Origin of the sequence: Pseudoalteromonas xiamenensis (assembly GCF_017638925.1) — a bacterium.
In the GTDB taxonomy this organism is placed as follows: Bacteria; Pseudomonadota; Gammaproteobacteria; order Enterobacterales; family Alteromonadaceae; genus Pseudoalteromonas; species Pseudoalteromonas xiamenensis.
Genome location: NZ_CP072133.1, coordinates 2,218,359 through 2,235,239, shown reverse-complemented (window position 1 = coordinate 2,235,239; position 16,881 = coordinate 2,218,359). Strand labels below are relative to the sequence as shown.

Annotated in this window: 12 protein-coding genes and 2 pseudogenes; 3 read left to right on the top strand and 11 right to left on the bottom strand. The window is 46.3% G+C overall.

What is annotated here, in order from left to right:
- Positions 1 to 4: 4 nt before the first annotated feature.
- Positions 5 to 316 (top strand): DUF2909 domain-containing protein, encoded by a 312-nt coding sequence (locus J5O05_RS10800; protein ID WP_208842065.1) that lies wholly within the window; start codon positions 5 to 7, stop codon positions 314 to 316.
- Here J5O05_RS10800 and J5O05_RS10795 read toward each other — a convergent pair.
- From J5O05_RS10795 to J5O05_RS10750, 10 genes and pseudogenes are all read right to left on the bottom strand, one after another.
- Positions 216 to 1,094, bottom strand: coding sequence for a cytochrome c oxidase subunit 3 (locus J5O05_RS10795; protein ID WP_208842064.1), 879 nt, complete (start codon positions 1,092 to 1,094; stop codon positions 216 to 218). The genes J5O05_RS10800 and J5O05_RS10795 overlap by 101 nt on opposite strands.
- A complete protein-coding gene (locus J5O05_RS10790; RefSeq protein ID WP_208842063.1) occupies positions 1,087 to 1,659 on the bottom strand; it encodes a cytochrome c oxidase assembly protein in 573 nt (190 codons plus the stop codon). The genes J5O05_RS10795 and J5O05_RS10790 overlap by 8 nt, the downstream gene beginning before the upstream one ends.
- Positions 1,659 to 3,250, bottom strand: a pseudogene (gene ctaD, locus J5O05_RS10785) (cytochrome c oxidase subunit I). The gene J5O05_RS10790 and the pseudogene ctaD overlap by 1 nt, the downstream one beginning before the upstream one ends.
- The gene (coxB, locus tag J5O05_RS10780; protein WP_208842062.1) at positions 3,247 to 4,392 is read right to left on the bottom strand and encodes a cytochrome c oxidase subunit II; all 1,146 of its coding nucleotides are present in this window, start codon (positions 4,390 to 4,392) and stop codon (positions 3,247 to 3,249) included. The pseudogene ctaD and the gene coxB overlap by 4 nt, the downstream one beginning before the upstream one ends.
- Positions 4,393 to 4,700: 308 nt before the next feature.
- Positions 4,701 to 5,318, bottom strand: a complete 618-nt coding sequence (gene lexA / locus J5O05_RS10775) for a transcriptional repressor LexA (RefSeq protein WP_208842061.1) — start codon at positions 5,316 to 5,318, stop codon at positions 4,701 to 4,703.
- A 143-nt stretch (positions 5,319 to 5,461) separates the two neighbouring features.
- Positions 5,462 to 6,118 carry a 3-oxoacid CoA-transferase subunit B gene (locus J5O05_RS10770; RefSeq protein WP_208842060.1) on the bottom strand — a complete coding sequence of 219 codons (657 nt, stop codon included), beginning with the start codon at positions 6,116 to 6,118 and terminating at the stop codon, positions 5,462 to 5,464.
- Between the two features lies 1 nt (position 6,119).
- Positions 6,120 to 6,819, bottom strand: a pseudogene (locus J5O05_RS10765) (CoA transferase subunit A).
- An 8-nt stretch (positions 6,820 to 6,827) separates the two neighbouring features.
- The gene (locus J5O05_RS10760; protein WP_208842059.1) at positions 6,828 to 7,583 is read right to left on the bottom strand and encodes a 3-hydroxybutyrate dehydrogenase; all 756 of its coding nucleotides are present in this window, start codon (positions 7,581 to 7,583) and stop codon (positions 6,828 to 6,830) included.
- A gap of 4 nt (positions 7,584 to 7,587) precedes the next feature.
- Positions 7,588 to 8,760, bottom strand: coding sequence for an E22 family MetX-like putative esterase (locus J5O05_RS10755; RefSeq protein ID WP_208842058.1), 1,173 nt, complete (start codon positions 8,758 to 8,760; stop codon positions 7,588 to 7,590).
- A 12-nt stretch (positions 8,761 to 8,772) separates the two neighbouring features.
- The gene (locus J5O05_RS10750; RefSeq protein ID WP_208842057.1) at positions 8,773 to 10,074 is read right to left on the bottom strand and encodes a GntP family permease; all 1,302 of its coding nucleotides are present in this window, start codon (positions 10,072 to 10,074) and stop codon (positions 8,773 to 8,775) included.
- Between the two features lie 250 nt (positions 10,075 to 10,324).
- Here J5O05_RS10750 and J5O05_RS10745 point away from each other — a divergent pair, with 250 nt between their 5' ends.
- Together J5O05_RS10745 and J5O05_RS10740 are read left to right on the top strand one after the other, a co-directional pair.
- Positions 10,325 to 12,601 carry a TonB-dependent receptor gene (locus tag J5O05_RS10745; protein WP_208842056.1) on the top strand — a complete coding sequence of 759 codons (2,277 nt, stop codon included), beginning with the start codon at positions 10,325 to 10,327 and terminating at the stop codon, positions 12,599 to 12,601.
- A gap of 98 nt (positions 12,602 to 12,699) precedes the next feature.
- Positions 12,700 to 13,353: a response regulator gene (locus tag J5O05_RS10740; protein WP_208842055.1), complete on the top strand. Its 654-nt coding sequence runs from the start codon at positions 12,700 to 12,702 to the stop codon at positions 13,351 to 13,353.
- Between the two features lie 46 nt (positions 13,354 to 13,399).
- On the opposite strand, the gene J5O05_RS10735 is transcribed toward J5O05_RS10740, so the two are convergent.
- Positions 13,400 to 16,852 carry a PAS domain-containing hybrid sensor histidine kinase/response regulator gene (locus J5O05_RS10735; protein WP_208842054.1) on the bottom strand — a complete coding sequence of 1,151 codons (3,453 nt, stop codon included), beginning with the start codon at positions 16,850 to 16,852 and terminating at the stop codon, positions 13,400 to 13,402.
- Positions 16,853 to 16,881: the final 29 nt, after the last annotated feature.

The following is a 16,881-nucleotide window of genomic DNA, read 5'->3' as shown; positions in this document are numbered from 1 at the left end:
CTCTATGATTATTAAAATTATTATCGTGCTCTTGCTCGGCTTCGTATTGTTCAATCTGTTTCGCGCGCTTTTTCTTATGGTCAGTGGAAAAGCGGGCGATAAGCCGATGTCCTATTTTTTGGGAAGACGCGTCCTATTTTCTGCCATTGTGCTTGCTTTCATTTTAGTTGCGGCAAAATTGGGGTTGATCCACTTCAACCCCAATCCACACCACGTCAAAGAACGTACACAAACACAAACAAACATAGCCACACCACATCAACAAAATGCCAGTACCAAGCTGCTGCTTGGAACGCGAAATGTTGTTTGCTGTTGAGGTGACCATTGAAAATGCGCAACCACACGACCGTAAGGAGAATTGTCCCGAGCGTCACGTGCATGCCGTGAAATCCCGTTAGCATAAAGAACGTGTTGCCATAGATACCTGATTGCAGCGTCAAACCAAGCTCGTGATAAGCATGCATGTATTCTTCAACTTGAAGTGCAAGGAAGCTAATTCCAAGCGCAATAGTTAAGCCCATGAATAACTTAACCTGACCGCGCTTATCTTGCTCAAGCGCCTGATGGGCAAAATGGATAGTGACGGACGAGATCAATAACACTAGGGTATTCACCAGTGGTAACCCTTTCCACTCCATCGCTTGTGTCACTTCACCGCCTGGTGTCGTCAGCAATGGCCAAATGGCCTCGAAGGTCGGCCACAATACTTCGTTTGTCATCGCATTGTTACTGCCACCGCCAAGCCATGGCACTGAAAACACGCGAGCGTAGAAAAGTGCTCCAAAAAACGCTAAGAAAAACATCACCTCAGAAAAGATAAACCAGCTCATTCCTTGTCGAAACGACTGATCCATTTGTTTAGAGTAAAGGCCGCTTTGCGATTCTGAAATCACATTTCTGAACCAACCGACCAACATAAAGAGCAAAATGGCTATCCCTGTAAACAGTAAATAGTGCCCATTCCCGCCCTCGCTGTTGTGTTGCATCACCGTCAGACCGGCACCAGAGGCAATAAAGAACAACGCGACAGCGCCAACAATAGGCCACTGACTTTGTGCGGGTACGTAATAGTGTTGATAATCTGAATTACTCATCACTGTTCTCCATAGAAAACACCTGTTCTATCGGTGTTTCTAATACTAGTTGCTGACTTTGCTCAGTTATATCAAACAAGGTGTAAGACAAAGTCAGCTCTTCGATTTCATAAGGCAACGCGGTGTCTAGATAAAACATCAGTTCAAACGTTTGATGTTGGCCTGCTTCCATAGGTTGTTGGTTAAAACAAAAACAGGCCATTTTATGAAGATACTTAGAGGCAATTCCCGGTGATACCGAGGGGATCGCCTGCATTACACGTGCTTCTTGGCTTAGATTGGTCGCCGAAAAGGCCACTTTGGTAATTTCACCTGGTTGAATGGTGACCTTAAAGTGCTCGGCTTGAACGGAGAAAGGCGCGCCTTGTTGAGCATGCGTAGTAAAACTGACATCAACAAACCTATCGATGTCAATTTGTTGACTTGCTTGCGCCACTGCCAGACTCGGTTTTCCATTGAGTCCTGTCACTTGGCAAAACACGTCATAAAGCGGTACTAACGCAAAAGCAAATGCAAACATACCAAGGCTGGTAAGCACTAACTTTTTCAACAACGCGCCATGCATTACTTGATCTCCGGTGGCGTACTAAAGGTGTGGTACGGTGCTGGAGAAGGGATTTCCCACTCTAACCCTTCAGCCCCATCCCACACTTTTGCTGGCGCAGGCTCGCCGCCTCTGGCGCATTTAAAGACGACATAGACAAACAACAATTGCGATAAACCAAAGGCGAACCCACCAAGGCTGATAATGGCATTGAAGTCGGCAAATTGCAGTGCGTAATCCGGAATACGTCTAGGCATCCCCGCAAGTCCTACGAAATGCATAGGGAAAAACAGCACATTGACACTAATTAACGATAACCAAAAGTGCCACTTGGCTAAGGTTTCGTTGTACATGTGCCCCGTCCATTTCGGAAGCCAATAGTACGCCGCTGCCATTATCGAGAAGATGGCTCCGGTCACTAAGACATAATGAAAATGCGCAACCACAAAGTAAGTATCATGGTATTGGAAATCAGCCGGTGTTATCGCGAGCATAAGCCCAGAAAAACCACCTAAGGTGAACAACACAATAAAGGCTATGGAAAACAACATCGGCACTTCGAAACTAATCGCACCTCGCCACATTGTCGCAACCCAATTGAATACTTTCACGCCAGTCGGTACAGAAATCAGCATCGTCGCATACATAAAGAAGAGCTCACCTGTCAGCGGCATACCGGTTGTAAACATATGATGAAATTCAGACAATGAACGACAACAGCGCAATTGATGCCGTCGCATACACCATAGAGGCATAACCAAAGAGTTTCTTACGTGAGAAAGTCGGCACTATCGTTGAGATCACACCAAAGGCAGGTAAAATCATGATGTACACTTCTGGATGACCAAAGAACCAGAAGATGTGCTGAAACATCACCGGATCACCACCACCTGCAGCATTGAAAAAGCTTGTGCCAAAGTATTTATCGGTTAACACCATCGTTACTGCACCTGCCAACACGGGCATTACGGCTATCAACAAAAATGCAGTAATCAACCAAGTCCAAACAAATAAAGGCAGCTTCATCCACGTCATGCCAGGAGCACGAAGATTAACAATCGTCACGATTACGTTGATAGCACCCATAATGGAACTCATGCCCATGATGTGAACTGCAAACACAAACAATGCCGTGTTGTCATTACTGTACGTTGTAGAAAGCGGCGCATAGAACGTCCAACCAAATGCCGGACCACCGCCTTCCATAAACAAACTGGCGAGTAGCATGATGAACGCAAAGGGTAAAATCCAAAAACTCCAGTTGTTCATGCGAGGCAGCGCCATATCTGGTGCGCCAATCATCATTGGCACCATCCAGTTTGCAAGACCGGTAAAGGCTGGCATTACGGCACCAAACACCATTATGGATCTCATGTACTGTCGTCATTTGATTGAAGAAATGAGGTTCAACCAACTGCAATCCGGGTTGAAATAACTCAGCTCGGATCACCATGGCCATGGCACCACCAATGAGAAACATGGTCAACGCAAAAATAAGATAGAGTGTACCGATGTCTTTGTGGTTGGTGGTAAAAATCCAACGTTTAAACCCCGATGGCGCGTGGTGATGGTCATCATGCCCATGGTCGTGCGGATTAACGATGCTACTCATTGTCCTGCCTCCTTATCGGCATCCAGTCTCGCTTGTACTTGGCTTGGCTGTACTACATCGCCAGTGTCATTGCCCCAGCTATTTCGCTTGAATGTAACTACCCCTGCAATTTGTTTGATAGAGAGTTGTTTTGCAAAAGATTGCATTGCGGTGCCCGGACGACCATGAAGAATAACGTCGATGTGATCATTAATAGGACCAAGTACTACTTTACTGCCTTTTAAGGCAGGGAAAACGCCAGGTAATCCCATACCGGTAGGCTGATGACACGCAGCACAGTAAGCCATGTAGACTTTCTCGCCCTCTGTCATTAGCTCCTCTTTAGATAAGGTTTGATCAAGCAATGCCGCACTAGCCGCCGCTGCCTGTTGTTTTTCAGCCTTTTTGTCTGAGAGCCACGTATCGAAAGATTCTGGTGACACCGCTTCGACAACAACGGGCATAAAGCCATGGTCTTTACCGCACAATTCAGCACATTGGCCACGGTAAGTACCTTCTTCATTTACGCGTGTCCACGCCTCATTGATGAAACCAGGATTGGCATCTTTCTTCACTGCGAAATCAGGTACCCACCAAGAATGGATAACGTCATCAGAGGTCATTAAGAATCGAACTTTTTTTCCAGTTGGGATAACCAGCGGTTTATCTACTTCTAATAGATAATGTTCACCTTTTTCGGCTTTATCCGCGATTTGGTCCTGAGGTGTAGCGATAACGGAATAATAATCTACCCCTTCGCCCATGTATTCGTAGTGCCATTTCCACTGCGATCCGGTTATTTTGATGGTGATGTCTGCTTTAGAGGCATCTTCCATCGCAATTAAAGTTTTTGTTGCGGGCACAGCCATGGCAATTAAGATCACGAATGGAATCGCGGTCCAAAGAATTTCGACTTTGGTACTTTCATGGAACTGTGCGGGGGTTACCCCTTTTGATTTTCGATGATGGATAATTGCCCAGAACATAGCAGCAAACACCACCACACCTATGACACAACAAATCAAGAAGATGGTCATGTGTAAGTCATAGACTTGCTGACTTATATCCGTAACCCCTTCTCTCATGTTGTAGGCGCTATTCGCGAGCGCCATTGTTGGTGCAATCCCTGCAAGCCAACCTACTGCAAACCGATACGCTTTCATATGACGTCTCCTTCAATTGCCTTACTAAGCGCGTTCAGGCAATCGTTATTATTATTGGATGACTGTCATAGTATGAGACCTAGGTCTTATACCAACTGCACGACTATTAACCAATTAGTCAATTTTTGAACAATTAGCAAGTAATGAAGGTTAATATGTTATGAATGGGTGATTTTTTGCGATGACTTGGAAATCTATCAAGTAATGAACAAGTTATAAGACGTTATTTGGAAAAACAAAATAAAAAGCCCTTCAAATTTGCGTTGAAGGGCTTTAGAAAACTCACACTTTTAGCTGATTTAGCGGAATTACATCCATTGATTATTTCTAATCACGCCAACCGCCAGACCTTCCACTGAAAAACTTTCGTGTTCAAGGTCGACTTCTATCGGAGAAAAATCTTCATTTTCAGCATGTAAGTACACTTTCTTACCAATTTTCTCAAAACGTTTAACCGTAACATCTTCTTCTACGCGCGCAACGACAACCTGTCCATTTTGTGCAACTTGCGTGCGGTGTACTGCGAGCAAATCGCCATCTAAAATGCCGATATTCTTCATACTCATACCGTGTACGCGGAGCAAGTAATCAGCCATCGGTTTAAACATTTGTGCGTCAACTTTACAGTGGCTTTCGATGTGTTGCTCGGCCAAGATAGGTTCCCCTGCAGCGACACGACCTACAAGTGGTAGACCTAATTGTTCTGGTTCGTCTTCTTCAACTAAACGAATACCACGGCTGGCACCCGGAACCATTTCAATCACACCTTTTTTAGCAAGTGCTTTTAAATGTTCTTCAGCTGCGTTGGCGCTTTTAAAACCTAATGAATCTGCAATTTCTGCTCGCGTTGGCGGCATACCCGTATCGCGGATAAAAACCTTAATCAGTTCGAAAATTTGTTCTTGGCGTTTAGTTAACGGTCGCATATCACTGGTTTTCCATACAGTACAATTACCTGTGAGTATATACAGTTATTTGAAAATCGCAAATTTAATACCAAAGAACGTCCAGCCCACAATTAAAAATGAAAAAGCAGGTTTCATCCTGCTTTTCCGTCGTATTTGGCTGATTAAAAGGTCATTTCGGGAATGCCTCCATCGACAACGAGTGCGCCGGCTGTTTTACGTACAATTTCCTCGACACTGACTCCCGGTGCTCGTTCGAGTAAATAAAATGCGCCATTCTTTATTTCAAGCAACGCCAAATCAGTCAGCACTTTGTTTATACACCCAGCGCCCGTTAAGGGAAGTGAACACCGCTCAAGTACTTTCGATTCGCCTGCTTTATTGGCATGCGTCATCGTACAGATGATGTTTTTTGCGCCGGCGACCAAATCCATGGCGCCGCCCATGCCTTTCACTAACTTATTGGGGATCATCCAACTAGCGATATTACCGTACTGATCAACTTCAAATGCACCAAGTACGGTTAAGTCAACATGCCCGCCACGGATCATCGCAAAGCTTTCTGCTGAGCTAAAAATGGCAGCACCAGGCACCGTCGTCACGGTTTCTTTGCCTGCATTAATGAGATCCGCGTCTAGTTCCGCATCCAATGGGTATGGCCCCATGCCAAGCAGTCCATTTTCAGATTGCAACATCACAGCCATGTCAGGTGGGACGTAATTCGCCACTAGCGTTGGGATCCCGATACCTAAATTGACGTAATAACCATCCTGCAATTCTTTCGCTAAACGCATGGCCATTTGTTCTCTTGTTAATCCCATATCATCCTCTCACCATGCGCTTTTCAATGCGTTTTTCGAATTGTCCGAGGATCACGCGGTCAACGTAAATACCTGGCGTGTGAATTTCGCTTGGCGCAATGTCCCCTGGTTCAACTATCTCTTCTACCTCCACCACCGTTATTTTCCCAGCCGTTGCTGCCATTGGATTGAAATTCATCGCCGTGTGACGGTAAATACAATTGCCAAAGCGGTCGGCTTTCCACGCTTTAACAATTGCAAAATCACCCGTGATGCTCTCTTCCATCACGTATTCACGACCTTGAAACACTTTATGCGGTTTGCCTTCTGCGACCATTGTGCCAACGCCTGTCGCCGTGAAAAATGCCGGGATCCCAGCGCCGCCAGCGCGCATTTTTTCAGCGAGAGTGCCTTGTGGTGTCAACTCAACATCTAAATCGCCATTCAACAACTGCTGTTCAAACAACGCATTTTCCCCCACATACGAAGCAATCATCTTTTTGATTTGCTTGTCTTCCAATAACACACCCAAACCAAATCCATCGACTCCACAGTTATTGGAAACAACCGTCAGTGCTTTTGTACCTTGTCGCTTTATTTCGGCAATGAGTACCTTCCGGAATTCCACATAGTCCAAATCCACCAGCAATCACCGTCATGCCATCTTCGAGTCCGGCTAATGCCGCTTCGTAGGAATTAACCACTTTATCAAAACCTGCCATACGTACTCCTATTGCACTGTCCAGCCGCCATCAATAACAATGGTTTGCCCTGTGATGTTTTTCGCCAGAGGGGCAACCAAAAATTGCACGCTATGGAAAATCTCGTCCACATCGATAAACGCTTTTTTGGGCATTGGGGCCAGCATAATACGGTCAACCACCTCTTGTTCACTCATACCATGTTCTTTGGCTTGTGCTGCAATTTGTTTTTCCACCAACGGCGTTTTTACATAAGCGGGGCAAATGGTATTTATTGTTATGTCGAACTCAGCAGTCTCAAGTGCCATCACTTTCGATAACCCAAGCAAACCATGTTTTGCCGCAACATAAGCCGATTTATATTTTGACGCCACCAGTGCGTGAATGGAGCCGATGTTAATGATGCGGCCGAAGTTCTGTTTGCGCATTTGTGGCAATAACGCTTTGCTTAACATTGCGAGTACCGTCAGCATAACGGCCTGCAACATTTCCCATTTATCGAGTGGATAATGTTCAAGGGCTTCAACATGCTGGATACCCGCATTATTAATCAGAATATCAATGGAACCGAGCGCGTGGGTCAGAGGCTCGAAACTTGCGCTGTCCAACATGTTTAAGCCAATGCCTTGTGCCTTAAACCCTTTAGCAACAATCTCTTGAGCCGTCTGTATTGCTTGTGCTTCATTAACATCACTCACTACAACGTCAAAGTCTAACGCCGCGAGTCGATGTGCAAGGTGCTGGCCGATGCCACTGGCTCCACCTGTAATCAAGACCTTCTTCATCTCATCACTCCGCTAGAAATGCCGCAAGTTCAGCTTGCTTACTGCCGATGGAGAACAACCCATCTAAGTGGCCCCATCCCCCATTTATTTCGCTTATAGACACCGATTTGTTCATCCGTTTAAGTGTGTCGTATAGCGACCTCACGCCTTCAGGACGAAGCAATAAGTCACCTGAGGATGGCATGAGCAGCACCTTCGCTTGAATACGAGCAAGCGCGCCTTCTAGGTCTTGGTTCATTCCGGCGGTAAAAAGCTGTGAAGCACGGATGAGATACAACACATGATTTGCATCTTGTAACCTTGCTCGAGCAGCCGCTCGCTGTGCTAACACCTGATTTATTTTTGGTAAAACACGAATATCCTTCATGGCTGGCTCATCTAACACCTCGAAATCTTTAAAACTCGCGTTATAGATAGTGGGGTGCATCGCGTCTTGCGTAATATTGAGCATCGTTGCTGTCAGACCCGCAATGGGTTTTTCTCCTTCATAGTAGTTACCTTGATTCCAGTTAGGATCCAAGCGAATGGGTAAAGCCCATTTTTCCAACGCTGCCACAGTCCACGCATCCATCGTTGCCGCGCCAATGACATGGACCAATCTTTCTACTTTATCAGGGTAACGGACAGCCCACTCTAACGCTTGAAAAGAACCCATAGAGGCACCTGCAACGGCATACAGCTTGTCAATGCCTAGGCTATCCAAAAGGCGTTTTTGAACTTCCACAAAATCACCAATTGTCACCACTGGAAAGTCTAATCCATACGCTTTTCCTGTTTTCGGATTAAGCGAAGCTGGGCCGGTGGTGATGACATGGGGGTCGTACACATTGGCGTTCACCAACGTATCACTACTAATGACAAAAAACTTATTGGTATCAATCGCTTTACCTGGGCCAATGATCGTATCCCAATAACCTGGCAAGGGGTCACTTTCCGAATATTTACCTGCTGCATGCGACGTTCCTGAGAAAAAGTGAGTGATGAGGATGGCGTTATCCTTTTTCTCATTAAGCGTGCCGTAGCTTTCATACCCGACCACCACCGCTGGTAAAGTGACGCCTGATTCGGTGGTAAAGGCCTTCGTTTCAAATCGTTGTTTTTCAACCAGCAAAGTTTGGGCTTGTGCTGTGAAGCTCAGAATAACAAGCCAAAATACACGGAATAATTGCCTTTTCATCGTTCTTCCTCTTTAAAACCAAATAAACAAGCCTAGTGCCAATGCAACCCCAATTAACGGGATAAGCGCGGTAAGTGCCGCCATTGACCAATAGGCGCGTTGATGCGTTTCTTTGCAAATAGCACGAATCGTCGTGACCACATAACCATTGTGAGGCAACGTATCGAGCGCCCCTGAACTAATGGCCACAATACGATGTAATTGTTCGGGATTAACGCCTGCATCAAGGTAATGTGGTGCAACAAGCGGTAACGCTATCGCTTGCCCGCCTGACGCCGAACCGGTTAAACCCGCAATAACACTCACCGCAATGGCCGCTCCGAGTAATTCATTGCCCGGCATTGCTGTCATTACCTCAACGGCGGCATTAAATGCGTCTGTATTCTTAGCAACCGCGCCAAACCCCACCACGGCTGCCGTATTGCCAATCGCGACAAGCGCGCCTGTCGTCCCTAAATTGACCGCATTGGTTATCGAGCGAAAACGCTTAAAGTTGATAATCACAATACTCAGCACACCACCGAGTAGCGCGACAATAAGCGCACTTTGTTGCAAAGCTTCATGCAGCGTAAAGGACAGCAGTAACACAACGATAAGCGGGATGACTCCCGTGATGGGATGGGGATAGTCGCGTATCGCAATAGCAGGGTCATCTGCACGAGCGTCGAAACGCTCCCCATTTGCTTTTGCTTTGTTAATCATACGCATGAGCCACCAATAACCGCTGAGCGCCATAAAAATCGCGACAACAAGACTCACTTCCCATGCGGCGTACGGGGACGTACCTAAGTACTTAATTGGGATCCAATTTTGAATTTCTGGGCTGCCTGCAGACGTCATCGTAAACGTCACAGAACCAAAGGCTAACGTTGCTGGGATAAAGCGACGCGGTAAGTCGGCATCTTTAAATAAGCTGAGGGCCATGGGATAGACGGAAAACGCCACAATAAAAACACTTACGCCACCATAGGTAAGCACAGCGCAGGCGATCACCACCGCGAGAACGGCATGTTTCATTCCTAATTTAGCAACAATGAATCGTGCCACACTGTCGGCAGCTCCACTGTCCTCCATAAATTTACCAAACAGTGAACCGAGTAAAAACATGAAAAACCAAGCACTAATGAAACCGGCAAAACCAGACATATATGTGCTTAAGAAATTCACCTGCTCACTAAGCGGAAACACCGCCATATTACTAAAAAGTGCCACGATAAGTGCGCACAAAGGCGCTGCCAAGAAAAGATTCACACCTCGTAATGTCATGATTATCAGGAGGATAAGACCACCTAAAAGACCTATCATACTGAGCATATCCAATTCCTTTATTGTTATAGTCATGCACTAAGAGCAACCTCAACGTGCATTGGAATATAATCAGTCTGAGACGAGTTACACAGAAAATACATAGTACTAAGGTTATAGCCAAGCTCGACACCCCGTAATGACAGGGCTGCAGCGCCGATAGTACTAAGGTACTAATTCACTTTTGCACACATTCTCCTAGAGTCGGATTAGTTAAAAAACTCGAACAACCCAAAATGACAATAACAGGGGCAACAGGATGAACAGAAAGCCAACTCGTGTTTCGTATCTCGCTCTCGCCATCAGCACCGCACTTTCAAGTATGGCGGTCTATGCTGAAGACGGAGCAAAAAAGGCAGAGCTTGAACGCATTGAAGTCACAGCTCGTAAAACCGTGGAAAACCTACAAGAAGTACCCGTCGCAGTAACCAGCATTGGCGAATCTGCGCTGATGGAAAACGGTATCTCAGTCATGACTGAAGTACAGCAGTTTTCACCCAATACGACGTTACAGGCAAGCCGGGGAACCAATTCCACGATCACGGCTTTTATTCGAGGTGTTGGTCAACAAGACCCGCTTTGGGGATATGAACCGGGTGTTGGTATCTACGTTGATGATGTGTACATCGCCAGACCACAAGGTGCGGTACTCGATTTATTAGATGTGCAACAAATCGAAGTGCTGCGTGGTCCACAAGGTACTCTATACGGTAAAAACACCATCGGCGGCGCCATAAAATACGTCACAAAAGAAATGAGTGGTGACGCAACCTTCAACATTGATGGCACGGTGGGGAGTTACAATCAGCGAGACCTGAAAATAACCGGGCAGCTTCCCATTTCCGATAAAGTTTACCTCGGCTACGGTTACGCAAACCTGACGCGCGATGGCTTCGGTGAATTTCTACAAATGTCACAGGCAGGCCAAGACAAAGAAAACTACAACAAAGATGTCAGCGCCATGCGTTTAACGCTTGAATTGCATCCGACCGATCAACTTTTCTTCCGTTTAGCTTGGGATAAAACAGACGACAAATCGAACGCAAAAGGTGGTTATCGATTATTGCCAAGTTTACTAACAAACGCCCCTATTCCTGACAGTGTTTTTGATAGTTACACCAGTATGCCCACTTGGAACAAAGTGGAATTGGAAGGCTACAGCTTAACCAGCCGATGGGACATGGATGATCAAACATCTTTCAAATATACCGTCGCAAAACGCGATAGCTACTCGCCCACCAACATTGACTTTGATAACACCCCTCTCAAAATCTTCGATGTGCCTGCCATTTATGACGACAACCAATTGACCCATGAACTGCAAGTGACTCATCGTGGTGAGAACTATAAAGTCGTTTCTGGCTTGTACTACTACGACGCCGAATCCTGCGGGCAATTCCAAGCTATTCTTGAAGTTTTAGGTCAAAGCTTAGGTGCACCAGGCCTGACCCGTGAAGTCAGTGGATGCAGCAATTCCACCAGCAAAGCTTTTTATGCACAAGGTAATGTGGATTTGAACGAACAGTGGTCACTCACCCTTGGCGCTCGATACACCCGAGATAGTAAAGAAGCGACGGTTAATAATGGCTTAGTGTTTGCGACGGTTTACCCTGAATCCAATTGGATACCGGGTTATGTTCGCCCTGAAGGTGAACTGGTGCCCAACGTGCTTGATGACAACCAAGACTGGTCACGCTTTACGCCTCGAGTGGGTGTTGAATATCAGTATTCTGATGACATTATGTTCTTTGCAAGCTACTCACAAGGGTTTAAATCCGGTACATACAATCCTCGAGCCAGCACGGCGGAACCCGCAGCAAATCCTGAAATTGTTGATTCCTTCGAGTTAGGTATGAAAAGTGAGTGGAACAAGACGCTACGGGCAAACTTGACGCTTTTTGCGCTTGACCACAAAGACCGCCAATACATCTCTGTATTGCCGGGTGCGACGTCTGCCGATCTGAACCAACGACTTGGCAATATTGGTAAATCATCGGGTAAGGGCGCAGAGTTAGAACTCACTTACATCGCCAATGAGTCACTCTCCTTTGATGCCGCCATTGGCTACATTGATAGCTCGTTCGACGAAGTATTGGATACCGACCAAACAACCGGTTTAACCTTTGATAAATCGGAGCATTTTAGTATTTCGAATACCCCTGACGTTACATTTAATATCGGGGCAAACTACAAAATCTACTCCGAGTTTGGGGATTTTGTTCTGAACGCCAATTATTATTATCGCGGTGATTACGTGCTATTTGAAGAAGACAGCTTGCTTACTCAAGATGGGTATGGACTCTTAAACTTCAACGTGAATTGGTATAGCCAAGACGGTAACTGGCGTGTCGGTCTGCATGCGAAAAACCTGACTGACGAAGAATATATGATTGGAGGCTACCAATTTGTAACGCCAGACCCAACGGCTCCAAACGATACGAGCAAATACACCCCAGGCCTTGGTGGGGACAATACGCTCATTGGTTATTACGGTGACCCTCGCACCATCTCCTTGACGGTTGGTTATCGTTTCTAACACCATTTGACGAGGCAACAAGCGGATCCCCAGCCACCTTGTTGCCTTGTCTATTTTCTCAAAATACCATATAACTGAGCTAGTTGGAGAGATTGAGGATGACACACGTGCAAGCCATAATTGCCGATGATCACCCGCTTTTTCGCAGTGCATTGCAACAAGCGGCTGCACAAGTGATGAGCAATGAACAAATAAAAGAAGCCAGTACGGTTGATGAACTCATGACGTTATTGGTCTCACATCCCGAAACGGAACTCGTCTTTTTGGATTTAACCATACCGGGAGCAAAAGGACTGCAGGGCCTTGCCAACCTTCGCAATCAATACCCTGATATTTTAGTCGTCATGGTTTCCGCGAATGAAAGTCCGCAAATCATAGAACAAGCCATGGCACTGGGTGCGAGTGCGTATATTCCTAAATCCGCCTCTTTAGAACTGATTGCCGAAGCGATTACCAAGGTCATTGAAGGGGAAAATTGGCTACCAGACCAAACTGAACTTACAGATCAGACGGATTCTGAACAAGCGCAATTTGCGCGCAATTTGGAAAAGCTCACGCCACAACAATATCGCGTGCTCGCCATGATAGCGGATGGCAAACTCAACAAACAAATTGCCTATGCGATGAACATTCAAGAAACCACCATCAAGCAACATGTATCTGCTATCTTGAAAAAGTTAAACGTTTACAACCGCACGCAAGCGGGGATTTTGTTCAACCAATTATCGACAATTGGCGAGCTGAACAGTTAATAACCGAGCAGCTCCTATTTTACTCGCTCCCCCTACCTAACGTGAGCTACAACGTAGTCGCAATGCGCTTTAAAAGTCGCTTAAGGGCGGGTGCTTTCAGCGGCTTATACAAGAGCGGGTAACCACTGTCGGTAATTCTCTCTCGAATTAACTCATCGTGATTCGCTGTATTCAGTATGATAGGCATCGCTTGCAGCGATAACTCCGCTATTACGTCCAACCCTGTGATACCGCTATCGAGTTGATAATCCGCGATGAGTAAATCAGCCTTGCTCGTCGCTGCTAGTGTTGCCAACTCCTGTTGGTTTCTCGCACACTGGATCTCACAACCCCAGTTCGTTAGTAATTGTTTTAATGCCTCTAGAGCATGTTCGTCATTATCCAGTAGCCACACCGAAAGACCTTGTAGTTGGCTGTCTCCCGTTGCCTCAATGAGCTCTTGTCCATGTGTTGTGCTTAAGGCATCATCACATGGGAGGGTCAAGGTAAACTGAGTTCCTTTTCCCACTTCAGAACCCATGGAAATGTGAATGCCCAGCAAATCACAGATCCGCTTGCTGATTGCTAAGCCTAACCCTAACCCTTGCCCGTGAGAACGATCGCCAAGTTGCTTGAACTCTTGAAAGATGAGTGTTTGGTCTTGCTGTGCAATACCAATACCGGTGTCTTCAACCATGATGGACAATCGTTGCCCATCTCGCTCTAAACGCAAGCGGACTTCACCTTGTTTGGTGTAGCGTATGGCGTTACTGAGTAAGTTACTTAACACGCGTTTCAAAAGTGCTTTATCTGTAGTAAGCGATACCGGACACGGGCCGACAACAAACGCCAACCCTTTTGCCTTTGCAAGGACTCGATATTCATTACACAACGGCGTTAATAAAGACGCCAAGTTAAAAGGGGCTATCGAGGTTTTGAACGCGCCAGCTTCCAATTTCGTCAATTCTAAAATGCTCGACAGTAAATCCTCTGCACTGGCCAACGCATCTTTGATGTTCTCTGACAAACCTTGAAGCTCGGAGCCTTGCGATCGCTCACTCATTAGGGCACAAAACAAACTTGCAGCATTGAAAGGCTGCAGTAAGTCATGGCTGGCCGCAGCAAAAAAGCGAGTTTTACTCTCTGTGGCAAGTTCAGCCTGCCGTTTTGCGGTTTCGAGTTGTTGATTCGCATTCGTGAGTTCAACGGTACGGGCCTGCACCTTTTCCTCAAGATCCGTATTCACTTGCTCCAACGCTCGTTGTTGGCGTACAAAATCAGAAATGTCCGTATAGGTCGTCACAAAGCCACCGCCGGGTAACGGATTACCCTGCATTTCAAACACGCGACCATCATTGTGCTGACGACGATACTTGTAGGCACTCCCTTGTTTCAAATAGGCGAGTCGTTTTTCAACCTCTTGATATAGATTATTGAATTCAAACAACTGCCGCTGTGCATTGAGTCGGATCAGTTCTTCAACAGGACGACCAATGTACAAGCTCCCCTCGGGATAAGAAAACATTTCACTGTAGCGTTGGTTCCACGCGACAAGCTTCAACTCACTGTCGACTACGCTAATTCCCTGCTCAACGTTCTCTATGGTGGCTTGCAGCAAGTCTCGATTAAAGCGTAATACTTGGCTGGCTTCATCCACAAACTCAGCAACGTGTTCAATGGATTGCGCTTTTTCATCTTTACTGGCTTGCAAGATAAGCCGAGCAGAAGGCCCTCCGATGAGCGCTGACATTTCGCGCTCAACCAAATCTTCGATGTGACGAGGTGCTGTTTCTTTCCATTTCCCGCGCTCTTTCGGAAACTCTTCGTCAATCAGTTGCGCAGTCGAGTCAGGCTCACCAAATCGCTGTAGCAAGTCTGCACAGTCTTGATATGTAAGGGGTGTCAATAATGCTTTTGGCTCTGGTTCACTCAAAATAAATTTATTGCTTTGCAGCCGCTCCGCCAATCGCGCCTGACTAAACCAAGGCACAACGAGATACACCAGTGTATTGACGAATAACGAAAGCAGCACAGCCTGACTAATGGCATCAAGACCAAGACCAAACAAATCTTTTGGAGCAAGCCAAGCAATCCCCCAAGGACCTGCATGCAACCAAAGTTCTGGACCAGACAAACCGGTGATAAGATTGGGTAATAAGAGCGTGTAAAACCAAATTACAGAACCACTGACGATACCCAGTTGTGCGCCAAGGCAAGATGCCTTGCGCCACCACAAACCAATGATCATGGCTGGTGCAAACTGTGCTACTAATGCAAACGACATCAAGCCCATATTCGCCAGCGTATTACCATCAGCAAAGATACGATGACTCAAATAGCTTAAGAGTAAAATGGCGACAATCACGCCGCGCCGAGCGTAAATAAGCCACTGCTTAGTGAGTCCGCGAGTCTTTGCGCCTATCTGGGCACGGCGAAGTAAATATTGATTGATAAAATCATTGGTGATCATGATGGCTAATACGATGGTAGACACTATCACCATACTCGTGGCCGCTGAAAAACCACCAAGAAACGCCAACATCGTCATCACGGGCGCATTTGCAGCGATGGGTAGCGCAAGCACAAAGGTGTCGTAGCCAACATTACCTGATTTGAAAAGTAACAGCCCTGCATACGCAATAGGTAAGGTAAATAGTGTAATGAGCACAAGATACGCTGGAAATAACCACCGCGCCGCGACGAGTTGCTTCTCGGAACTTGGCTCAATAAACGCGGTGTGGAATTGCCGAGGTAAACACAGTGTGGCAAGTAACCCCAATAACACATGCACCCAATATACGTAGTTGGGGCTTCTCGTTGTTTCGATTTGCGCCGTGACACCGTCTCGTTGAGCCTGCTCAAGCAATTGCCAAGGAGTCTCAAAAAGACCAAAACAAACAAAGACACCAACCGCGAGAAAGGCAAACAGCTTCACTAAAGATTCAAACGCAATTGCGGTCATCAACCCAGGATTATGCTCACTGGGACGCAGACGCCGAGTACCAAACAACACAGCAAAAAGCGCCAACAGCAACGTAATATAAAAGGTACCGTCTTGCCAAAATGCCATGGCAGCCGTCGATGGTTTGCCCGTGAGTAAGGAAATACTGGTGTTTGTCGCGTTGAGCTGTAGCGCAATGTAAGGCACTACCGCAATCACGGAGATAAATGAAATAAGGCCAGAAAGACTCGACGATTGTCCGTAACGTGTCGCGATAAAATCAGCCATGGAAGTCAGTTTTTGTTGGCGACAAACGGTTGCGATCCGTAAATATATTTGCCACCCGAAGATGAACAGCAGAATTGTGCCTAAATAGGTTGGTGCCAACCACCAGCCGTTATTGGCTGCTTGTGCTGTCGTACCAAAAAACGCCCATGAAGTACAATATACCCCCAATGACAACGCATAGACACTGGCACGCGCACGAGGTTTCGGACTTTTATCAGCCACCCACGCAACCGCGAACAGTACGCCAAGGTAAGCTATGGCAACAAGACTTATTACTCCAATCGAGAACATAAACGGACTTTATTATTTTTTATTCAGCA